We start from the raw sequence: 20,754 nt of genomic DNA, 5'->3' as shown, positions 1-20,754 counted from the left end.
ATTGACCTGCGACTCCTCGACTCACGCTGCAGGCGCGAGCTCACGAATCTGACAAAAAGGACGAACAGGTTTGCTTCATGGGTCCCACGAGCATCCTGAAGTCGGGAGGGTTCTCCATCACGGTGTCCTCGGTCACCTTGCCTTCCAAACCAAAGGTAGACGTATAGTGACCAGTCTTGACATTCATGTCAATACGGTTGAACAACTCATGGATCCCGCCGAAACGACACGAGTCCACTTCTGACTCAAACCCGTTCACAAAAACGACCGGTGTCCCAAGCGCAAGGCACGGCAGGGCACAGTGAATCCTAGATGTTATAACCAGCTTAGCTTTGGCATAACGATTCAGAAGTCCCTCAGCCATTTCAAACTTCTCGCCATCCGTGTACGTCTGCGCGGGAGGCTCCTGCTCGATCCACTGTGCCCTTTCCCTCAACTGGGGATCCAGCAGTTTCTCAAGATGGCGACGGCGACGACCGATCGTTAGAATTTTGCCATCCACAACACTCCGCACAAAGCGCCGCGGACTGTACGTGACCTTGTTCCACGTGGTATAACCGTACAGCGGATCTACAATGTAGATATCATCAGTCCGAGCAGCGTCTGAGACCCGATAGTTATCAAGCGTCAACGTCAGGCAGCCGCTGAAGTAGGCCTCGACGCCTACTCCCTGCAGCAGGTCGACGGTAAACTGATCTCGGCAACCAATCGGTTGGTGCTGCTTTAGATAGGCAATCCCCTGAGGACTAAGCATTAGGGGCGCCGCCGTGTTGTTCACGTGGAAGGATACAAACTTGGGCTCGATGTCCCTTGAGGGCACCCAGCCAGACGCATTGTGCGTGAACCACCCGTTCATGATGAGCTTCGTTGGTCCGCCGGAGTATTCGCCCAGTGACTCCCTATTGACATACTCATCTACCTGCGGCAGGAACTGTCTCGCCGCAAGACTTTGGATGTAATCCCCCACATTGAACGATTTTCTGTTTTCGTCGTACGTCAGCAATCCGTATTTCATGAAAACCACCTTCTGACTGATAGGTAAATTGAAAATAGTTTAGGGAACTTCGCAATCAGCGCCATTTTCGTGGTACTGAGTGACTTCGCTTGAACGGGGGACTCGAGCTGCTGGGCGAGGATATTCTTGAGCCTCTCATAGTCACCCTCCGAACCCAAGAGATAAGCATCGCCAGCAGGTACGGTTAGCATTCGCTCGTGCAGTTCCCACCAAAAATAACGAGATCCCGCAGTTGCGAATCCGCACTTTACGAGCTCCGAGATTCGAGTGTATGCATCTGACCCAACACTGAATCCGTACGCACCCGGATTAACTCCACTGAGAGAAATTCCAAGTATCGTTCTAAAGCATTTTTCGCAAGAAGAACAATTCAGTCCATAGTTTAATTCGGAATAGCATACCCGCAATTTGATATTTACTGCGCCCGCCTCGGACTCCGTAGCGATCAGATCAATTTTGTCAATACGCTGGAGCTCGTAGCCATCGTGCACAATCTCACATCCGGACCAAGCTATGCTGTTGTCTATCTCGGGGGTTGAACCCCATTTTATCTGAATCGATTCGGTATATGACGAAGCGATATACACCTTTGAATACCCACGAGCATTTCCGAGAGGAGCAACCAGCGCGTTCAGTGCAAGTCCGTGCTGAACAGTGCCCCACCACGCCTTGGATTCGACCAACAGGTTGACGTGGTAGGTATAAAAACCCAGCAGATTGGATTCTATGTGCCGCTTCGGGTGCGGGGCCAGCACCGGCTCGCGCGCCGTGAGATCGACGAGCGTCTGCCACTGCGCCTCGTCGTCGATCGGAATGTCCGCACCATGTATTGAGACAAGGTCGAGGTTCTCATCGCGGTGTCGAAAGAAGGTAGCGTAGGCATCCACGCCTCCACTGAAGAGCATGGCGTGCTTGGGCCCGCTTGCAGGAGTGTGGACGAGCCTCTCAACGTCGAGTGAGGAGTCTCCCTCCCCGACCGATGTATGGTCCCTCGCAAATATCTCCCTTACCTCCCCGAGAGAATCCGCGAACCGTTTGTCCAAGGTTGTTACTTTCAGCGAGGCCCCGCTAAACCATGCAATGGGCGCAAGGTTGGCCACTAGCGGGATCATCAACATGCTTTCCGGCACAGCACTGAGGTCCGTGTCGTACTTGGCGTAGAAGGATGGGCGCCCATCGAAAAACTTCGCGGCCTTCCCATACGCCTGGTACGCGTAGTTGATACGTGTGCCACCCTCGGTTAACCAGACACGATTTACTGTGATTCGCGATTCCACGTGAGTGCTCAGCTATGGGATGGGTCGACCTGCGTCGCGTGTTGAGCATCCCCATTGTCGGAGTTGGCCAATGCCCGGAACGCCGCGCTCCGCAGTTCGAGAACATCGTAGGTGCCCTGGTCCTGAACGACTCCCTGATTCAGCACGTAAATGAGGTCAGCGTTCCGAATTGTGCTCAGCCGGTGAGCGATGATCACAATGGTTTTCCGACCTGCCAGTGCTTGAATGGCCTCCATCACGGCTCCCTCCGTTCCCCCATCAAGGGCACTCGTCGCCTCGTCCAGTACGAGGACCTCGGGGTCGTGATACAGCGCTCGCGCGATCCCGATCCGCTGCCGTTGCCCCCCCGAGAGTCGTACGCCACGCTCGCCGACCACGGTCCTGTAGCCGTTCTCCAAGGTCAGAATGAAGTCGTGCAAGTGAGCGATCCGCGCGGCCTGTTCAACCCGAGCGGGGTCCACCTTGCTAGGGAGTACACCAAAGGCGATGTTATGCGAGAGCGTGTCGTCGCTCAGGAAGATGTGCTGGGGCACGTAACCCACTTGCTTCTGCCAGCCACGGATTGTCTCTGTGGTTAGGGGCACGTCATCGACCAGGATGCGGCCGCCCTGCGGGATATACAGCCCGAGCAGCAGATCCACGAGCGTCGTCTTGCCGGACCCACTCGCCCCGGCCAGCCCGATCGTCTGGTTGCGGGGGATGGTGAGCGAGAGGGAATCCAATGCTGGCCCGTCGGCGCCGGTGTAGCGAAACGTTACGTCTTCAAACCGGACGGCATCGGTGAACGGCAGCGGCAGGCTGACCGGGGCTGGCGCAGCAGGTGGGATCCGGCTCAGGTCGGCTGTCAGATCGTCCAGGGCGGCCCGATGAAACCGGATGGACGCCACGCTCCCAAACAGCTGCTGCAGTTCGGGCATCAGCCGATAGCCAGCGAACGCGTAGAGGCTGATCGTCGGGAGGATGTGCGAGAGCCCCTCGCCGGCCTGCAGGTACAAGAGCACGATGAGCACAATCCCTCCGAACGAGATCGTCTCCAGGAGGTACCGCGGCAGCAGTGAGATCGTCAGGTTCGAGGCGGTGGACGTCGAAAAGGACCACGAAGCCGGCTCGAAGCGCGCCGCGAAGGCGGCCTCCCGCCCGAGCACTTTCACGTCCTTGATCCCCCCGAACGCCTCGGCGGTGGTCTTGAATCGCTCCTGGTTTGCGGCGACGCGCTCCTGCCCGAGACGCCTCTGCTTCGTCCGAATGAGGAGATAGAGTCCGACGTACGCTCCGCCCAGCACGAGCACGATGACGAGCGCCAGCATCGGGTCGAGCACTATGAGGAGCCCTACCAGCGCCACGACGACCAGCGAGCGCCCCATGATGGTCAGCACCGGCGTCAGCACGCCCTGGATGACGGTCAGCACTTCCGTGAGGAGCGTCTTGCTGAACGCCGCGCTGTTGCTTTCAACGAACACGCTGTACGGCTGAGCGAGATAACCCCGGAGCAGCCGGTTCGAGATCCGGTGGTGCGTTCCGTATGAGAAGCGCAGCATGCCCCATGTGGTCAGGGCGCTGATCGCGTTGCTGACCGCGAGCATGGCCACCACGGCCACACCAAGCGCGGTCAGAAAACCCGTCGTGGAGCTGAACCCGAGCGCCTCGTAGGCCGCGCTCAGGTACGCGTTGCTCTGCACGACAGACGGGTCCGCCACCACACTCATGAATGGCGCAATGCTCCCCACACCGATCATCTCGACCCCAGCCCGCACCACCAGCGCGACGGAGAGAATGGCCAGTTGCTTCCGCTCTCGGAGGTTGAACAGACTGTTGATCTGCCGGAGCAACATCATGTTCTCAGGCAGCTCCCCGCTGTCTGAGGCGCCGAGCCGACGGGGGAGGCGCAGAGACAAGACTCGCCAGGCAACGGTCCGTAACGCATAAGCTTGCGAACCTTAGTTGACGACGCGGTCGGTGGCGATGACGACGGCGACGGCGGCCGTAACAATGCTCAGCCCGTCGCGCCACGTGAACGACGAGCGGCGCCGGTTGACGACCGTCAGCTCAACGACGTCACCGCTTTGAAGCGCGGGCGTCGGGCGGGCATAGGTCTCGGAGAGCAACGCCTCGAAGGCGACGTTGCCCGCACGGTACAGCCGAACCGTCGTCGTGGTCTCGACCGCCGTATCGAGTTCCCCGCCGCGCGTCCCACCGGCGAGCGCCAGCAGGTCCGCGACCGTCGTGCCGGGGTCGACGGCAAAGCGGCCCGGTGCGGTCACGGCGCCGGCGGCCGTCGCCACAATCGGTTCGGCGTCGGGCGACGAGTGGACGTAGTAGCCGGGCGCGGTCGATGTCAGGCCGACGACTTCGACGACGTCGCCCTCGCGCAGGACGACCGGCGCGGCGCCGTCGCGGTACAGATCTTGGGCCCGAGCCTCGACGACCCGGCCACCCTCGCGGTAGACCCGGACGACAGCCGTCGCGGCGCGCTCCGGTGTCGCCCCGCCGGCGAGCGCCAGCAAGTCCACGACGGTCGCGCCTTCGCCGACGGCGTAGCGGCCCGTCGCGCCGAGCGCGCCGACGGCGGTGACGGTCACGACGCGCTCGCCGGGGCGGGCGAAGGTGAAGTAGCCCGGGGCCGACGCCTGGACGTCATCGACGGCGCTGTAGGTCTGCGCCCCGAGGGGGGCCGCCAGCACGAGGCTGAGGGCGGCGATCAAAGTGCGGGTCATGCGTCGTCGGAGCCGTAGGTGTACTTGGAGCCGTACTTGTACGAGTACTGATAGCGATAGCCGTATTCCTGGGTCACGTCGAAGCGGTTGAGCACGACGCCGACCACCTGGCCGCCGACGGACTGGATCTCTTCGACGGCGTGCTGGAGCTCGAAGTCCTTCGTGGACCCGGCCGCGGCGACGACGACGACGGCGTCGACCTGGGTCGAGAGTAGCACCGGATCGGTCGCCGCCATCACCGGTGGGGCGTCGATGATGACCAGGTCATAGGCGCCCTTGAAGGTCTCCAGCAGGTCGCGGAAGGCCCGGGAGCCGAGGTGCTCGGTGGGGTTCGGGACCGTGGTGCCGGCCGGAAGCACGTCGAAGTCGTCGGCGACCGTGAGGTCGCGCTCGGTGCCGGTCCCGGAGATGTAGTCCGCGAGGCCGGGCGAGCGCGGCATGCCGAAGAGCGTGTCGACGCGGGGCCGGCGGAGGTCGGCGTCGATCAGGAGTGTCCGGCGGCCGGACTGGGCCATCACGACGGCGAGGTTGGCGGCGACGGTGCTCTTCCCCTCGCCCGGGCTCGCGCTCGTGACGAGGATGGTCTGGACGACCGCGTCGGGCCGCGAGAACTGGATGCTGGTGCGGAGCCCGCGGAACGACTCGGCGGCCGTCGACATCGGGTTGATGATGCTGACGATGCGGCTGTCGACTTCCCAGCCCTTGATGCCCATGGCGGTGGCGCCCTCGTGGTCCTCCTCGATGAGGCGGGTCATGTCCGGGATGACGCCCAGCAGCGGGTGGCCGAGCTCGCGGAGCTGGCTCGGGCGGCGGATGGCCTGGTCGAGCTGGGAGCGGCCGACGGCGATCACGAGCCCGAGCCCGAGCCCCACGATCAAGCCGATGAGGGCGGTCCGCGGACGGTTCGGGGCGACCGGCGTGTCGGGCACGTCGGCGGAGCGGACGACCTCGGCGTACCCCAGCTCGGCGCTCTCGGCGACGCGGGCTTCCTGGAGCTTCTGGTCGAGCCCGAGCGCGAGCCGCTCGGCGCTCTCGCGCTGGCGGACGAGCCGCGCCAGCTCGACGGTCTGGCCGGGGATGCGGTCGAGCTCGCTGCGGTAGCTGGCGATCCGGCCGTTCAAGATGCCGACGCGCGAGCGGTGGCCGCGGAGCGAGACCTCGGCGGCGGTCAGGCGGTCGCGCAAGGCGGACAGCCGGGGCAGCCCCTCGGTCGCGGCGTCGACGCCGCCGGCGGCGATGGACTCCTGGACGAGCCGGCCGCTCTGCTGGCGGACGCGGGCGTCGAGCCCGTCGATCTGGGACCGGAGCGTGGCCACCTCGGCGGGCACGTCGGGGCGGTCGCGGAGGGACGGGTCGCGGAGGTAGATCGCCTCCAGCCGGCCGCGGAGCGTGCTCAGCTGCTCCTCGTCCTGCCGAAGGGCGCGGTCGGTGCCGGAGCCCATCCGCTGGGCCACGTTGCCCTGGAGCTGGGCGATCTGCGCGCGGAGCTCGGTGATGCGCGAGCTCTCCATCCCGGCCTCGACGCGGGCCTGGTCGCGGGCGGCCTCCAGCGTCGCCAGTTGGGTGACGATGTTGGCGGCCTCATCGTCGAGACGGACCGCGCCCTGCTCGTCCATGTAGGTGAGCGCCGCGTTCTCGCGCGTGGCGAGCTCGGAGGCGACGGAGTCGGCCTGGGCCTCCAGGAACTCCCGGCTGGCGGACACCGACGCGCGGCTCGAGTTCTGGGTCCGGGCCACATAGGCCTCGGCGTACAGGTTGGCAATCCGCGACGCCTCGGCGGGCACGCGGCTCCGGGCCGAGATCCGGACACCGTTGGCGCCGCTCCCATCTTGGCGGATCTGGAGGTACTCCTCGGTGATCCGATCGGCGACGGCCCCTGCAGACGCCATCTCGCCCGACTCGGTCTCGAGGATGGTGAACGCCGGGGCGTCGGGGGCGCCCGCCTCCTCGATCAGCCGATCCGCCGTGGCCAGGGCGAGGTCCTCAGCGTTCTGCAGGATGTAGAGCTCGTCGGAGATGCCGCGGTCTTGGCCGAACATGGCCTCCCCGGCGTCCGAGGGCAGGACGCCCGCAAGCGGACTTCCCGACCCCGTCTCCACGTACAATTGTGCCGAGGCCTCATACACGTCTGGAGCGAACGCGAGGTAGGCACCGAGCGGCACCACGACGGCGACGATGGCCCCGAGAATCAACCAGCGCCCACGCGCCACGACGTCGGTCCACTCACGAAGCTGGGCGGCGAAATCGGACGGAGGACGGCTTGGAGGACCAGACCCGTAGCCCAGACGGGCGTAGTCGGGAGTTTGCTGAGGCGGCCCGAACGTCTCAGGTGGGAACGGCGTGGGGGTCGGCATGGAAGACATGTGGGGGGACGAAGGCAGTCGACCATTGACTGCCGCAATCGCGGACTCGTGTGCGGCCAACATATGTTGGCGCTCCCCAGATGATCGATGAACTCATGCCCAGCTTAGTAGGGGGGACCACTAATTCTCAGCATTCCGCTCCCCCACACTCGTTACGCAGCCGATCGCCGCGCGATACGGAAGCTGTTCTCCCGGCCCCGGCCGTCTCGGACGGCCTCTCGAAACCGTGCGGCCCGAAGCCGCGCGGTCGGCGTCAGCCCCAGGCGCCACCACGCCACTCGCAAGCGAGATGCGATCGAAAGCGGGGGGCTGTTCTGGGAGGAGTTTGCCACGTGTCGAGAATCGGGAGCAGAGATTGAGTACGCCGAACCACCGGCCCGGGTGCCGCCTCCGTCGTGGAGTCCACGGATCGTCCGCCGTTCCGGGCCTCCGCCGAACGACGGCGCCCTCCCCGATACCGAGGAGGGCGCTGGGAGCCAACGGTCAGATTTGAACTGACGACCTGCTCATTACGAGTGCGCCCCGGAGGTGGGAGCCCAAAGGTAGAACCGGCCTCATGAGGGCACCATGGCCGATCCGTGAAAGCGCGGTGTGCACCGTCCCGCACCGTTCCGCACCTACTTGCCCGGATCGTGCCCGGACCACTTACGGTCCGCCGTTGCTCGACGGGCGGAGGACGGTTCGCCCGCCGCCATCGTCGTACAGCAGACCATCCACCCGATGCCTCGTGAGATCGGGCGCAGTCCACTCTAGGGCGTACGGGTAGGGCTTCGTGGCCACGCCGTCAAAGTCGATCCACGCGTCGGCCGAGTCGCCTGGGGCCATGTCGCGGGGGAACGTCTTGTGCAGGTCGTAGAACGGGGTCTCCCCGGGGCCTCCCCCGTTCTCGATCGTGAGAGCGGCGGCAGGTACGTTCCCGGTGTTCGTGATGCTCATGAAGCCTCGCACATCGACGACGACGGTGAACTCGGCCCGATCCGCCCGTGCGGCCTCCGCCTCCTCCGCCTGAAACGCCAGCACCTTCGCCTGGAGCCGGTGCATCTCCTCTGCCCGGTCTTCCGCCCTGGTCGCTCGCTCCTCTGCTCGCGTTGCTCTCTCGTCGGACGAGGCTCCCCTTTGCTCGGCTCGCGATGCACGGCGGTGTTCGGCAAACGCAAGCGCAGCCAGCACGCCGTTCAGTATGAGCGAGCCGAGAGCGATGATCTCTGCCCCGCTCACGCTTCCTCCCTGGCTACGGCCTCCTTAGCCTGATCGTCGTCAACCCCGAACACCCGGGCGACGTGGGAGGCCCCGCGCGCCGGGTCGTAGTGGCCGTAGTGCTTCTCGATCATCACGGCCGACGTGCCCATGATCCGCGCGAGGTCGAGCAAGGGGACGCCCGCCGCGCTCATCCGCGTCCCGTAGCTGTGCCGGAGCGAGTAGGCCGTCACGTTCTTCCCGACGTTCGCGCCAGCCGCCAGCGCCTGGAGACGGCGCGAGAGCGACCGCATCTCGACGGGCCCGCCGCGAGCGGCCGTGAACACCAAGCCTCCCCCCTCCCCCGTCCGCGCGGCGTGCCGGCGGCGGAGCACCGTGAGCGCGTCGCCAGCCACGGGCACGACCCGGTCCGACTGCGCCGTCTTCGTGCCGCGCACCCTCACGGCCCCCTCGGCGAGCCGGACGTCGCGCCAGTCGAGCGCCGCCTGTTCGCCCGGCCGCAAGCCCGTCCCGAGCCCGAAGACGAACCAGTCCCGCACCCAGCCGACCGAGGGCCCGTCGAGGACCTCGGCGGCATCGAGCGCGCGGAGCATGGCCCCGGCCTCCGCCTCGGTGACGTGGTCGCGCCGGTTGGCCCGGACCGTCGGGGCCGAGAGGTCCGCCGTCGGGTCGCGCCGGGTGAACCCGCTCCGGACGGAGAACCGGAAGAAGTGCCCGAGCACGGCGAGATACCGGCGCCGGGTGGCCGCCGACTTCGGCGGGCCGGGCTGCCCGTCCTTCCCCGGCTTGGGCGCGGCGACGAACCGCTCGACGTGGCCGCGCTCGACGTGGGCCACTTGGGCACCGGGCGGGAGCGACCGGCCGAACGCCGCGAGCAGCCGGCGGGCCGCCTCGACCGTCTTCTCAGCCCGCCCGGCCTGGCGCTGGCTGGCGAGGTACGCCTTCGCCGCGTCGTCCATCGAGGCGCCGACCGGGGCGGCGTCGGCCCACGGGTCGTAGGTCCCGAGCGACCGGGCGCCCGCGAGCTCCATCGCCTTGCGCATGGCCGCGCTCTTGTCCTTCGTCCGGAGGTTCACGCGCTTCCGCTTCGGCCTCCGGTCGGGGTCGTAGACGCGCCAGTACCACGACCCGTAGCCGACGGCCCGCTCGCCGTCGAGCTTGTAGTCGCGCTCGAGCCGGGACCCGTCCGCCAGCTCCGCCCTGTACTTCGCCGCGCTCACGTTTCCGCGGACACGTCGGGCCCGCCGGCGCGCTGGCGGTGCGCCCGGCCGCCCGTCTCGCGGACGGCGTAGGCCGCGAGCGCCGCGTCGTCGACGACGGCCCAGACGGGCCCCAGCTTGCTCGCGTTGAGGTCGCCGCGCTCGATGGCGTTGATGATGGCCTGACGGGTGCAGCCCTTCCGGGTGGCCGCCTCGGTCGTCGTGATCAGGTCGGGCATCGTCGGGATGGTGGGGAGGGGCGGCGGTGCCCTGAGAGTACGTCTTCTCTTGACCGGGCGCAAGACAGAGGGCTACGTTGCGAGCGCCGCCGACTGCCCTCAGGGCGCAACCTGATCGAAGCCCGAACCCCGCACGTTGTCGCGACGACGGTGCCGCCTGGCCCCGTCGTTTACCTCGACCTCTCGGAAGTGGACTGGCGAGGGGCGTCGGGGGTAGTCCCAGACCTCCGGCCGATACCAAGCGAGCGGGACGAATACACCCGAGCCCTCGACGACTTCCGGCGGTCCGACGTGGCGACCCTGCTTGCGGTCCGCACGGCACTAGAGGAACTTGACGCTGCGTGGGAGGCGCGGGCCGACGCCAACGAGAGAGCCGGAGACGCACTCCCTAACCGGGGCGACGCTTGGTATCGGCCGGAGCGCTCGGGCGCGCGCGCGGTGTGCGGCCCAGTATGTGACCTCTTGGCACGCATGGCCACGGCCGCCGCTGCTTACCGCGCTGGTGCCGCCCGGGCCAACGTCCGCCGCCGGGCCGTGTCCGTGTTGCTCGCACGCCGGGTTGTCCTTGGCTCCGCACCGGTCTACGTCGGGTCTGGAATCACCCCGCCCGAAGACCTCTCGGCCCATCGCCCGGAGTCGTTCAAGGCCGCTGACGTCGCCAAGTGCGAGGCAATCATCGAACTCAGAGACCGGAAGCCGAGCACGCCGACACAGTATGCCGACTGGATTGGGGCGCGGTGCGTGGGTGCATCGGGCGAGCGCCTCGGGAAGCGCGCAGTTCTCAACTGGCTTGGCCGCCGTCACCTGTTCACCGGCCGGGGGGACACCGCACCAGACGTGCAGAGGCGTGCCGAAGCGTTCGCCGAGGCATGGATGGAGGATGCGCAGAAATAGTCACGCCCCACACCGCTCGTGAGCGGGAGGCAAGGGCCGGCATACCTGGCAGGTTCACGCCGATTCACGTGAACCTCCCGGTCCGCGCCCGGTAGGGCCGGGCAAGGACGAGCAGGAGCCGGGAGGAATCGTGACGCAGTAATCGGCATCCTGTCCTAGCCGCTGACGATGGCCGGCGGGCACGCCCCCTGGCCAACTCCGACCTTGCCTCCGCTCCGGCCTCGCCGAGCGAGCACGAACGGGCACCCCCTCACGTCGGCGGCACCGATACGGTAGGGGGTGCCCGAGTCGTGTTCGTCAAACGGGGTCGCAGCTCCAGACACCGTGCCGCCCCCCAGCCCGGCCCCTGACCGCCCGCTCGCCGGACCCGACGCCCCGCCGTCGGACGCGCCCGACCTCGACGCGCTCGCGGCCCAGCTCGCCGACCGCGTGGCCCAGCTCGTCGACGCGGCCCGCACGCCCCCGCCGTTGCTCGACCTGGCAGGCGCCGCGGCCCGGCTCAACGTGAGCACGCGGACCGTCGAGGCGTTGGTCGCCAGCGGCGACATCCCGGTCACGCGCATCGGCGCCGGGCGTGGCGTCCGGCGTTTCGACCCGGCGGCCGTCGAGGCGTTCATCCGTCGCCAGACCCGGACGCTGTGAGCCGCCCGCGCTTCCTGTTCAACGTTCCCCGGGTCGCGCTGGTGGCGCTCGTCGAGCTGGCGAAGGAGGCGGGCGGCGCGTACCCATTCGAGGCCGCGGTCGCCGACCTGCAGCTGACGATCGACGCCGGGAAGACGTACGGGCAGCGGACGTACGCGATGCGCTGGCGGTGGGGGTACAAGCGGGTGCGCGGGCAGTGGCCCGACCTCACGGCCGAAGCCGCCCGGCGGGCCACCGTCGACGGGCGCCAGCTCGACAACCCGGCCGCGCGGAACGTCCCGGCCGACTGGCTCGAAAACGCTGGGCTCGCCACCCCCAAGGGCGCAATTATCGACCAGGACGCTATCAGAAACGCCGATCCGGGGCGCACTTCAGCCGGAGGGGCGCACCGAGGGCGCACCAAGGGCGCACCTGGGGCGCAAGAATCGACCCCAGGGGCACCGCCAACCCCGTCCGAGGGCGCACCGAGGGCGCAGCAAGGGCGCACCGAGGGCGCAGACCTACCATCCCTCATCCCTCATCCCGTATTCCCTAATCCAAATCCTCGAAAGACCGACCGACCGGACCCCGCGCGCGAAGCGCAAGCGGACCGCGCCAGCAGGTCGGTCGGTCTGGAAAAGAATGACCGGGGGAATCCCGAGGTGGTCGCCCGGCTCCGCCAGCTTGGCGAGACAGACCGGGAGCTGAGCCGGAAGGTGGCCGACCTCGATGCGCAGTTCCCCGGCCGCGTCCTGCCGATGGTGCGCGAGTTGGAGGCGCAGGACCCGGCCACCATCCGCAGCCCGTTCGGCTGGCTCCGCACGGCGGTCCGGCGCGACAGCCAGGGGCAGCACCGCCGGACCGTCGAGTCGGCGCCCCAACTCGTCGACCGCGAGACCTACCCCGACTCTGTGCGCGAGAAGGCCGTAGAGGCGGGCGTTCCGGCCGGGCACTTCTACCCCAGGGGGACCGACGGCCGGGGGCGACCGCAGTTCATGTACCTGCCCAACGGGCCGCGCCCCAGCCTCGCTGCCAACCTCCGCCAGGCCGACCCGGAGCCCTCCGGCGACGGCGCCGCCAGCCCGCCGCCCGGCGTCGCAAGCCTCGCCGACCTCGCCGACCTCGCCGCCTTGATCGCCACCCCTCCCCCGGGCACCTCGCCACGACCCGAGGGCCCCGCGCCCCCTCATCAGAAGGCCCCAGATGTTGACAGATGACAGGGTGCCCATCCCGCCCGACCCGGACAGCCAGAACGAGCCGCCCCCGCCCCGCCCACCGGAGGTCGTGTTCGCCGACCTTGAATGGACCCCCACGACCACCGTTGACGGCGTCAACGGGGAATGGGAGCCCGTCGTCGCGTGCGTGATGGACGCGCTGCACGCGGGCGCGCTCGTCGTCGTCGGGCCCGGTCTGCCCGTCGGGCTCGCGCGCGTCCGGATCGGACGGGAGGGCGGTTCGGCGTGGAAGATGTACGGGCCGGGCGGCACCGCCAGCTGGCACGGCCGGGGGACCTGGAACGTGACGGCCCACGTGCCCGGGTGGCCCCAGGGCGGAGGCACGGTGCGCGTTCACCTCGGGAAGTGGCGGACGCCCGGCGACCGCCGGCCCCTCCCACCGAACGCCAAGCCCGACACCCCGGGGCCCCTCTCCGTCGCTGGCATCCGCCGAGCTGTCGCGCGCATTGAGGCGCGCATCGAGGGGCGTCCGCTCCCTCCCTGACCCGGCTCAGAATGTCCGGAAATGTCCGGTGTTTTCGGGCCCCGCGAGCCGGTCAAGCTTTCCGCTGGTGGCCGTGCGCGTCGGGACCGAAATCGGCCGACGGCGAGCGTAGTGGTTGATTCGTTCTCAGCCTCTCTCAACCAGATTGCCGCAGCTTTCCGCCCCTTTCAAGCGGCGTCCGGCTCCCAAGACTGTCCGGAGTTGTCCGCCCGTTCCGAGGGGACCGTCTCTCTCCACCGCTTCCCCCTGACGGAACACCCGTCACGGCCTGGCGCTACGCTCTGCCCCGCAACCAACCCGCCCGGACATGGACCGCACCGACCGCCAACGCCCCGCCGCGCTCCGCCCCCTCGACGCCCTCCCGCCCGCGCTCCGCGACGCGCTCGACGACGACGGCCGGCGCGACGTGGCCGACCTCGGCGCCGACCTCCAGCGGGCGCACCGGGCCCGGCTCCGGATCGGTCTACCCGGTGGGGCCGACTGCCCGCCCTTCCTGCAGGCGGCCGAGGCGGACGCCCCCGGCGCGGCCCGGCTCTACGTCGCGCTCGACGGGCTCCGGTTCACTGCCGAGGGCGCCCTTGACGTCGGGGCCCGGGTAGAGCTCGAGCCCGACGCTGTGGCCGCCGCGCTCTCGGCGCTCCGCCGCGCCGAGCTGGTGGCCGACGGGTCGGAGAGGATGCGAACGGTCCCTCCGGCCTCGGTGCCGTTCTAGACGTCCGCCTCACCGCGCGACGGTGATTCTGGACACCGCGCTCGACCTCGCGTCCGTAGCCCGGATCACGTACACCCCCGGCGACCACGACCCGACCTCGATGTCGAATCGTGCCCGCCCTGCTATGGAATCGAGGCTGCCTTGTGAGACTGTGCGCCCGACAACGTCGAGGACTTCGAGCGCTACGCCGCCTTGGGTCCCGATGGTCTCGACGACTACGCGGTCGGCCGTCGGGTTCGGCCACGCTGTGATTTGGAGCGTGGCCGCCGGGGGACCTGAACCGTCCGTCCCAACGGGGACCTGGCCTCGGTCCCATGCCCCGTCGCCTGTCCGCCGCCACACGGCCTGATCCGCCAGCGCCAGAAGCGTTCCGGACTCCGTCCGGTCGAGGGTGCGGACCGAGCCGCGGAGGCCGTCGGCCGTCCACGTCCCGCCGAGGTCCTTGGAGACGTACACGCCATCCTGGGTGCCGACGTAGATGGCTCCGTCGTCGGCGACATCGAGGGCGCGGACGAACGCCGTGGGGAATGGGAGCGAAACCGGGACCCAGACCGAGTCCGACGGGGGGAGCCGGTAGACGTCGCGGTAGTCCTCGGCCGGGTCGTACCCCTCGGTCCACCCGTAGAGTGAGCCGTCGGGTCCCAACGCCAAGCGGTTGGGATTGGGATTGGCCCCCGGATAGGCCCCGGCTGCCAGGGACGCCGTCCACGTCTCGCCCCGGTCATCGGACCGGGCGACGCCCGCGCATGGGGAGTAGGGGCCGTCTGGGCATCCCTCGAAGAACAACACCTCGTCGAAGAGTGCCGCGTGGTCCCCCCGGGCGGCGATGGCGCTGACACGACCCACGTCGAGGAGGCCACCGTCAGGGTCCGTGACCGCCCCCCACGTCCGGCCGTCGTCGACGGACCGGGTGACCCCGTAGCGCGTGTTCATCGCGTCCCCGCTGACCGAGACGACGAACCCGCCCTCGACGGACGCGGCGAACAGGTCGGACGGGCCGCCTGGGTCGATCCTAGCGTCCCACGTCAGGCCCCCGTCGTTGGACCCCGCGACTCTGTTGGACCAGAACGTGTTGAACCGACGGATACCGTTCCAGATGATGAGGGTCCCGCCTCGGGTCACAACGGGCCCTCCAGGGTAGGAGTAGAGGACGTCCCCAGGGACACGTAAGAGCGCTCCGGACCGCTCCCACGAGCGGCCCCCGTCATCGGTCCGGTAGATGAGGGTGTCGCCCAAAGCATAGGCGGTGTCTCCGGGGCCGGCAGACAGCTGGGTGACAGCCCTCGGGCTCCCGGTCTGAGCATCGGCCACGCCCGTGAGCACACAGAGCAGAACGATTCGTGAGAGGTACGGGCTCATGGCGACCGAGGTGGACTGGGACGGCGAGACGGTACGTAATCCACGGTCGAAGCGTACGGGGGGCGTCGTTTTGCATCAACGGTCCCCAGTCGAGCGAAACTGGGGACCGCGGCTGGTGTCGTCCAAGGGCGCCCGTTCTAGGCGGCCTCCGTCGCGGCCTCCACCGCCGCGCGGCTCCCCGACTCGTACGCGGCGCTCTGGCGGGCCTCCGTCTCCGCCGCGCAGTAGAACGCCCGAACCGCGTCGGCCGCCCCGTGGATCGCCACGTTGACGCCCCGCGTCGGGCGGTCCGGCGTCCCGCCGGTCACGGCCGTGACGTAGACCCGGATCGGGGTAGACGCCTCAGTGACGGCGCCCGTGTTGGGGACGGTGCCGAGGATGGGGGCGATCCATGCGGCGTGCTTGTCTGCCAGCATCCCGAGAGCCCGGAGCGAGACCGGATCGCCCGGCACCGTCTCCGCCATCACGACGACGACGAGGGCGCCCTTCGCGTCAGTGCCCTTGTGGAGACGGGCGGGGTAGGACCGTGCCGCTCCCGGGGTGAGGGCGTCCAGGTCCGCCAGCGCCGACGCGAGCCGGGACACGTCGCCCTGGAAGGCCGTGACGCCGGACAGCTTCGACGGGATCGCCAGAGCGGAGCCGCCCCGGAGGAACGAGAACTCCTCAGCGTCGGCGACCTTCTTGCGGGCGTCGAAGGTGACGCCGACGGCGTTGATGTGCGCGAGCACGAGCGCGGCGTCCTCGGCGATCGCTTCGGCGCGGGCCTCGATCGGTGAGAGCGTCGGGCCGTAGGCGGGGGCGTCGCTGGCGGTCACGCCCGGGAGGCGCACCGACTCGTACCCCTCGCGGTAGGCCGCTTCCCCCTCGGCATCGGCGGGGGCGTCGAAGGCGTAGCCGTTGAGGGCGTCGTCTTCGCCACGGGTGTAGAGGGCGTCGGTGCGGTCGTCGGGGTTGAACATCTGCAGGTGGCCGGGGCCGGTTGGTTGTTGACCCCAAGGTAACTCTGCATGTTACCAATGTCAAGGAACATCCGTAACTTTTATTGTTGCGGACGGCCTTGACGCCCGTACCGTCTGGCGTTACACTGGGGCACGGGACAAGCCCGCCCCGCAGCCCCGACCCTCGACCCATGTCCGACCGCTCCCCGCCCTCCCCCCGCCCCGGCGTGACCGTCGACGACGCCGCCGGGCTCGCCGAGATGGTCCGCGCCCTGCTCGACCGCAAGGGCGTCACGCACGCCGCCGCCGCCGAAGCGATCGGCGTGAAGCGCCCCGCCGTCTCGCGCGCCCTCAGCGAGACCTCGCCCGGCGTGCCCATCTGCCGGCAGCTCCTGGAGCACTACGCCGGGTACACGACGGACACGCTCTACCGACTCCGCAAGCTGGACTAGCCGGACCCCAAAAACGACGAACGGCCCGCCCCCGTGGAAGGAATGCGGACCGAACGCCGAACAACCAACCGATCAGATCGGCCGGAGCGCGCAAGCTACGCAGCGCCCCAGGCCGGTTGCCACACCCGCCCCTGCCCATGCTCCGCGCCCTCGACGACCCCGCCGACCTCGACCGTTTCCTCGACCTCCGCGCCGAGCGCGAGCGGATCGACGACGCCCTCGCGCAGCTCGCGCCCGTCATCCTCGCCGCCCTCGACGAAGAAGACGACGGCCGCACCGAGACCCGGGGCTACCTCATCGAGTCGGCGACCCGTCGCACCTACGACTACCCGCCCGAGGTGGGCGAAGTCGCCCGGTACCTCGCCGAGATCAAAGCGACCGCCCGCGCCGACCGCTCCGCCAGCGTCGTTGAGGTGACCGAGTTCGTCCGCGTGAAGCGGTCGCCGACCGTGCGCGCCGACCGGGCCCGCGCTCTCGCCGCTGACGCCGTGACCGCCACGCTGGCGGCGTGACTCGCCGGCGCCGGCGCACCGAACCGCGATCCCACCAACACACACGGCCCGCCCCCCTCGCCTAGACAGCATTCAGGGGACGGACCGCTTTCACCAGACCGAAGCCCGGCGGGCAACCGTACGGGATCGCCGCCCGCCGGTTTCGGTCGCAGCCCAGCTCACGCTATGGCTACACCCAAGATGACCCCCTCCCCCGACCGTCGGCCGCGCTGGCTGGCCCACACCGACGACGACGCCGCACTCGACGCCGAGGCCGCGTTGCTCAATGCCGCTGGCGCCCTGCTCGACGCCGCCCACGCCTTCGACCTCGCGACGACCTCGGCCGAGAGCGCGGCCGAGAACCCGTGGACCGTGCCGCACGCCCTCGGCGCCGTCGCCTCCGAACTCGCGCACCGGCTCCACGGCGCCGGCGACATCGGGCTGTTCGTCGGCCCCCACGTGGACAAGGTGACCGGCGCTCGCGCCGTCCCCTCCGGCCTCCCCCTCCACGCCGATGGCGACGCGCTCGGCGTCTACGTCATCGGCGGCCACGGGGCGGACGGGCACCCCGGCCTGCGCTGCCCCGTCGACCCGGCCGACGTGGCGCTCGGGCCGCGCGGCCTCGCCGAGCGCGCCACCGACTCCGCCAGCGACATCGCGACGGAGCTGTGGCACGGCCCGTTCGGTGACCTGGTGGCCACGTTCGCCCTCGCCGAGTGCGGGATGGCCATCGAGATCGGCGGGACCGACCCGCACGCCGTCCGGCCCGCGTCGCCGTAAACGTGGCCACCGACCGCGCCCCCGTCCGCTCCGGCTGGCGGGGGCGCTCGCGTTCGTGCCGCACGCCATGGCGCCGAGGCGGAGGGGCGGGGCGGATCCCTACCCCTCGCGAGGCTGGGGACCGAGGGGGCAGTGAGATTTTTGCGCTGTCAGGTTGTGGTGCCCAAGTGGCACTGGGCACCTGTTCGCCTTTGGGTTACGCCGCGTGACGGCCACTTTGAATGAGCGCCTTCAGTCTCTTGTACCGGCTAGTCACTCTGAACGCGCCCCAGCCAACGCTGATGGTCGCTGACATAACAGTTTCGTTACCGAGTGTGACCTTTTCCACTAAGCCAGTGCGACTTAATCGCTGGATGAAGTTTTCGGTTTCCGACTCAGGAATACCCAGTTCGTCTCTGAGCCTGTCACTGACACTGGGGAGATGCCGCCTCACCCAAGTCAAGTCATCGTCACTCGCAACTCGGGCGTTCGCTGTCTCTTCCGAATCAATGACAAATAGAGACTCTATCTCCCGAAGCGACATCGAGTCCATCACGGCGACGAGCTCTTCGTAGTCATCACTTTCGTCCAACGAGGCTTCCCGGACTCCGCCAACGAGTAAGTTTGCAAAGAGGGCAGTCTTCTCTCGCCTCCTTGAGCGCAGAGCTGCAGATACTGTAGAGAAGTAGCTGTGCAGAAAGTCTTCTGACTGCACAAGTTCTGTAGTTATCTCAGCCTCCCCCGAAGCCAGCTGGTCGAAGAAAGTCCGCGCTCGATCCTCCCTGATTGATTTAATCTTACCGGCGATGGCAACGTCGACGGCTGACCCTACGCTAAACGGAATGAGTTGAACGAGAGATCGGATCACCGGGGAATCAGCATAGCGACCTGCCAACTCCATAGCGACTTTAGTGGGTTTCATTGAGCAGCGGTATAAAGGAAGGCCGTTCAGCGGCCGAGGGCGAACAGCGTGAAGGTAGGTCGGAGCGCTAGAAGCGGCGACGGCAGGTCAAGGCCAGACCGCCGACAACCTCGGTCCGCCTGCAGCGGAATGTTCTGCAGCCGGGGCGGGGCGGTGGTCTAGGGACGGTCCCCACTCATCCTTAGTGCTACCTGGCTCCAGACCGAAGGGGCAGCGAGTCATTACCCCGTCAGGTTGCGGTCCAGAAGTGGTAACGTGGGCGGCTCTGAGGAGGTCGCCCTTTCCCCAAGCACGACTGATGACAATACCTGAGCCCCACGTCACTACCGATGAGGTTCGACGCGGCATCGATGACGGCCGCCAGTACTGGGCCCTCCGGGGGAATCCTCCGGGCAGGGTCGAGCTGTTCCACGCGGAGCTCGATGTCTCTGACCCAGACGAGGAGCCCTTCCCGCTTATCCATTACTCAGGAGGCTATTGGATGGACTCGTCGGGTGAGGAAGGAACGGAGGAGTTCGATGACTACGTAGAAAGCTTTGGACTCCACGATGTCCTCTGGCACGAGACGGACCTCGGTTACAGCGGCGAGATCATCGCGTTCGACGTCCACCGATACCTCGGCTTACCAGACCCGGACTGACGACCGGGCAGATCGCGTGCGTGCAGCGGCCCGAAGAGCTCGGGCCGGGTTCGCCTTAACTGCTCCCTCCCCCATTACTATCGCCCCAACGAGGTTGTAGAGCGGATACAGTGCTCTAGTCGCTGAACGTAAAATCGTTCAGCTCGATCGACACGCTATCCACTCCCGCGCTCGGCGCGGACTCGAGGTAGGACTCAAACTCCTTGACGTAGCCCGGCCGGAGCGGAGCGTCGAGTTCAGAGCCCAGCAGGTACACCATCTGCTCGCCGGTCCGCCCGCCGTCAGGACCATGGAAGTACGCCGTGCCTCGGAGTGAGGAGACAGTCTGGCTACCTGCGTTTCGGACGGCCCCTGTCACGAACGTCATCTCGTACTCGGTGCGGTGCGCGACGCCGGAGAGTTCCAGGTACTGGCCGTAGTCCCACCCGCGAACGGCTCGCCAGCTGCCAGCCTCACGTACGAGCTCGACCGTCTCGCGCTTCGTCGTCATCGGGGGGGCGCCTGAGTACAGCCGGTCCATAGCCGACTCGACCGCGGCCTCGTCGGGGTCCTGACCAAGCCGGCCCGAGAACAGCTCGGCCATGAAGTCCTGCCCGATCGCGTCGGTGTCGACCACCTCCAGCGTGACGGGAACCGAGGCCGAGTCCCCGATGACAACGGGCTGCCCCAACTGGTAGGACGAAGCTTCCCGCCCGGCCCGCCAGACGGCCGTGTTCGTGTTCGGCGCGGTGGCCACGTATGCCGAGCTGTCCCGGGCGGCCCGGTCCGTCGACGAACTCAGGGCGTAGGCCTCTGGGTGATCGCCGTCGAGCCGTGCGAGGACCACCGCCTCGGCAACCTCGGCGGGGCTCCGGTCATCGGCTTGCGGTCCGGCCGCGTCTCCGTCAGGACCGCAAGCGGAGGCGGAGAGAAGGAGAGCGGCGACGAGAACCAGGCGCATTGAGTCGGTCATTGAAAGGAGTCCGGCGGGCGGTGAGAATCCGCAGCCAAGCGCGCCGTTCCGCGCGGTCTTGCCCGGAATGTGCCCGGACGCGCCCAGCGACACGCTCGCGGCACAGAGGTCGCCGCGCAAGAAAAACGGCCGCCCCGGTATCAGGACGGCCGTTTTTGGCGGGGAGCCAACGGTCAGATTTGAACTGACGACCTGCTCATTACGAGTGAGCTGCTCTACCCCTGAGCTACGTTGGCAACGGCCGGGGGCCCGGCGCGAGGTCGAAACCTACGCACCCGGCCGGGGGGCGGA

General features: G+C 67.9%; 21 protein-coding genes and 2 tRNA genes. 9 read left to right on the top strand and 14 right to left on the bottom strand.

The window, feature by feature from the left end; all coding sequences use genetic code 11:
• Window positions 1-40: 40 nt before the first annotated feature.
• The 9 genes from ACLII4_RS08175 to ACLII4_RS08135 form a co-directional block, all read right to left on the bottom strand.
• Window positions 41-1,015 carry a polysaccharide pyruvyl transferase family protein gene (locus ACLII4_RS08175; RefSeq protein ID WP_412070411.1) on the bottom strand — a complete coding sequence of 325 codons (975 nt, stop codon included), beginning with the start codon at window positions 1,013-1,015 and terminating at the stop codon, window positions 41-43.
• A complete protein-coding gene (locus tag ACLII4_RS08170; RefSeq protein ID WP_412070410.1) occupies window positions 1,012-2,292 on the bottom strand; it encodes a hypothetical protein in 1,281 nt (426 codons plus the stop codon). Before ACLII4_RS08170 ends, ACLII4_RS08175 begins: the two co-directional genes overlap by 4 nt.
• Window positions 2,293-2,300: 8 nt before the next feature.
• Window positions 2,301-4,127 (bottom strand): ABC transporter ATP-binding protein, encoded by a 1,827-nt coding sequence (locus ACLII4_RS08165; protein WP_412070409.1) that lies wholly within the window; start codon window positions 4,125-4,127, stop codon window positions 2,301-2,303.
• 102 nt (window positions 4,128-4,229) lie between these two features.
• Entirely contained in the window at window positions 4,230-5,006 is a 777-nt protein-coding gene (locus tag ACLII4_RS08160) for an SLBB domain-containing protein (protein ID WP_412070408.1), read from the bottom strand.
• On the bottom strand, window positions 5,003-7,360 hold the full coding sequence (locus ACLII4_RS08155) for a polysaccharide biosynthesis tyrosine autokinase (protein ID WP_412070407.1): 2,358 nt from the start codon (window positions 7,358-7,360) through the stop codon (window positions 5,003-5,005). The genes ACLII4_RS08160 and ACLII4_RS08155 overlap by 4 nt, the downstream gene beginning before the upstream one ends.
• Before the next feature lie 479 nt (window positions 7,361-7,839).
• Window positions 7,840-7,942: transfer RNA gene (locus ACLII4_RS08150), tRNA-Thr, on the bottom strand.
• 72 nt (window positions 7,943-8,014) lie between these two features.
• Complete coding sequence (locus tag ACLII4_RS08145; RefSeq protein ID WP_412070406.1) at window positions 8,015-8,410, bottom strand: hypothetical protein; 396 nt, start codon at window positions 8,408-8,410, stop codon at window positions 8,015-8,017.
• 173 nt (window positions 8,411-8,583) lie between these two features.
• Window positions 8,584-9,786, bottom strand: a complete 1,203-nt coding sequence (locus tag ACLII4_RS08140; protein ID WP_412070405.1) for a tyrosine-type recombinase/integrase — start codon at window positions 9,784-9,786, stop codon at window positions 8,584-8,586.
• The gene (locus tag ACLII4_RS08135; protein WP_412070404.1) at window positions 9,783-10,004 is read right to left on the bottom strand and encodes a hypothetical protein; all 222 of its coding nucleotides are present in this window, start codon (window positions 10,002-10,004) and stop codon (window positions 9,783-9,785) included. Before ACLII4_RS08135 ends, ACLII4_RS08140 begins: the two co-directional genes overlap by 4 nt.
• 471 nt (window positions 10,005-10,475) lie before the next feature.
• Here ACLII4_RS08135 and ACLII4_RS08130 point away from each other — a divergent pair, with 471 nt between their 5' ends.
• The 5 genes from ACLII4_RS08130 (at window position 10,476) to ACLII4_RS08110 (ending at window position 13,950) form a co-directional block, all read left to right on the top strand.
• Complete coding sequence (locus tag ACLII4_RS08130; RefSeq protein ID WP_412070403.1) at window positions 10,476-10,898, top strand: hypothetical protein; 423 nt, start codon at window positions 10,476-10,478, stop codon at window positions 10,896-10,898.
• Window positions 10,899-11,222: 324 nt separating this feature from the next.
• A complete protein-coding gene (locus ACLII4_RS08125) occupies window positions 11,223-11,540 on the top strand; it encodes a helix-turn-helix domain-containing protein (protein ID WP_412070402.1) in 318 nt (105 codons plus the stop codon).
• Window positions 11,537-12,736, top strand: coding sequence for a hypothetical protein (locus ACLII4_RS08120; protein ID WP_412070401.1), 1,200 nt, complete (start codon window positions 11,537-11,539; stop codon window positions 12,734-12,736). The genes ACLII4_RS08125 and ACLII4_RS08120 overlap by 4 nt, the downstream gene beginning before the upstream one ends.
• Before the next feature lie 4 nt (window positions 12,737-12,740).
• On the top strand, window positions 12,741-13,238 hold the full coding sequence (locus tag ACLII4_RS08115; RefSeq protein WP_412070400.1) for a hypothetical protein: 498 nt from the start codon (window positions 12,741-12,743) through the stop codon (window positions 13,236-13,238).
• 307 nt (window positions 13,239-13,545) lie between these two features.
• The gene (locus tag ACLII4_RS08110; RefSeq protein WP_412070399.1) at window positions 13,546-13,950 is read left to right on the top strand and encodes a hypothetical protein; all 405 of its coding nucleotides are present in this window, start codon (window positions 13,546-13,548) and stop codon (window positions 13,948-13,950) included.
• A gap of 9 nt (window positions 13,951-13,959) precedes the next feature.
• Here ACLII4_RS08110 and ACLII4_RS08105 read toward each other — a convergent pair whose 3' ends face one another.
• Together ACLII4_RS08105 and ACLII4_RS08100 are read right to left on the bottom strand one after the other, a co-directional pair.
• Window positions 13,960-15,072, bottom strand: a complete 1,113-nt coding sequence (locus ACLII4_RS08105) for a T9SS type A sorting domain-containing protein (protein ID WP_412070398.1) — start codon at window positions 15,070-15,072, stop codon at window positions 13,960-13,962.
• 374 nt (window positions 15,073-15,446) lie between these two features.
• Window positions 15,447-16,268: a hypothetical protein gene (locus ACLII4_RS08100; protein ID WP_412070397.1), complete on the bottom strand. Its 822-nt coding sequence runs from the start codon at window positions 16,266-16,268 to the stop codon at window positions 15,447-15,449.
• 170 nt (window positions 16,269-16,438) lie between these two features.
• Here ACLII4_RS08100 and ACLII4_RS08095 point away from each other — a divergent pair, with 170 nt between their 5' ends.
• From ACLII4_RS08095 to ACLII4_RS08085, 3 genes are all read left to right on the top strand, one after another.
• A complete protein-coding gene (locus ACLII4_RS08095) occupies window positions 16,439-16,699 on the top strand; it encodes a helix-turn-helix domain-containing protein (RefSeq protein WP_412070396.1) in 261 nt (86 codons plus the stop codon).
• 137 nt (window positions 16,700-16,836) lie between these two features.
• On the top strand, window positions 16,837-17,211 hold the full coding sequence (locus tag ACLII4_RS08090; RefSeq protein ID WP_412070395.1) for a hypothetical protein: 375 nt from the start codon (window positions 16,837-16,839) through the stop codon (window positions 17,209-17,211).
• Between the two features lie 180 nt (window positions 17,212-17,391).
• Complete coding sequence (locus tag ACLII4_RS08085) at window positions 17,392-17,970, top strand: hypothetical protein (RefSeq protein ID WP_412070394.1); 579 nt, start codon at window positions 17,392-17,394, stop codon at window positions 17,968-17,970.
• Between the two features lie 196 nt (window positions 17,971-18,166).
• On the opposite strand, the gene ACLII4_RS08080 is transcribed toward ACLII4_RS08085, so the two are convergent.
• Window positions 18,167-18,817 carry a hypothetical protein gene (locus ACLII4_RS08080; protein ID WP_412070393.1) on the bottom strand — a complete coding sequence of 217 codons (651 nt, stop codon included), beginning with the start codon at window positions 18,815-18,817 and terminating at the stop codon, window positions 18,167-18,169.
• Window positions 18,818-19,169: 352 nt separating this feature from the next.
• Here ACLII4_RS08080 and ACLII4_RS08075 point away from each other — a divergent pair, with 352 nt between their 5' ends.
• Window positions 19,170-19,511 (top strand): hypothetical protein, encoded by a 342-nt coding sequence (locus tag ACLII4_RS08075; protein WP_412070392.1) that lies wholly within the window; start codon window positions 19,170-19,172, stop codon window positions 19,509-19,511.
• 115 nt (window positions 19,512-19,626) lie between these two features.
• Here the strand turns inward: ACLII4_RS08075 and ACLII4_RS08070 are convergent, their stop codons facing one another.
• Together ACLII4_RS08070 and ACLII4_RS08065 are read right to left on the bottom strand one after the other, a co-directional pair.
• On the bottom strand, window positions 19,627-20,451 hold the full coding sequence (locus tag ACLII4_RS08070; protein WP_412070391.1) for a hypothetical protein: 825 nt from the start codon (window positions 20,449-20,451) through the stop codon (window positions 19,627-19,629).
• A gap of 176 nt (window positions 20,452-20,627) precedes the next feature.
• Window positions 20,628-20,699: transfer RNA gene (locus tag ACLII4_RS08065), tRNA-Thr, on the bottom strand.
• Window positions 20,700-20,754 lie beyond the last annotated feature (55 nt).

This window comes from Rubrivirga aquatilis (assembly GCF_046845665.1).
Classification (GTDB): domain Bacteria; phylum Bacteroidota; class Rhodothermia; order Rhodothermales; family Rubricoccaceae; genus Rubrivirga.
Note: the sequence above shows the minus strand (reverse complement) of the source record. Positions and strands in the feature narration are given on the sequence as shown.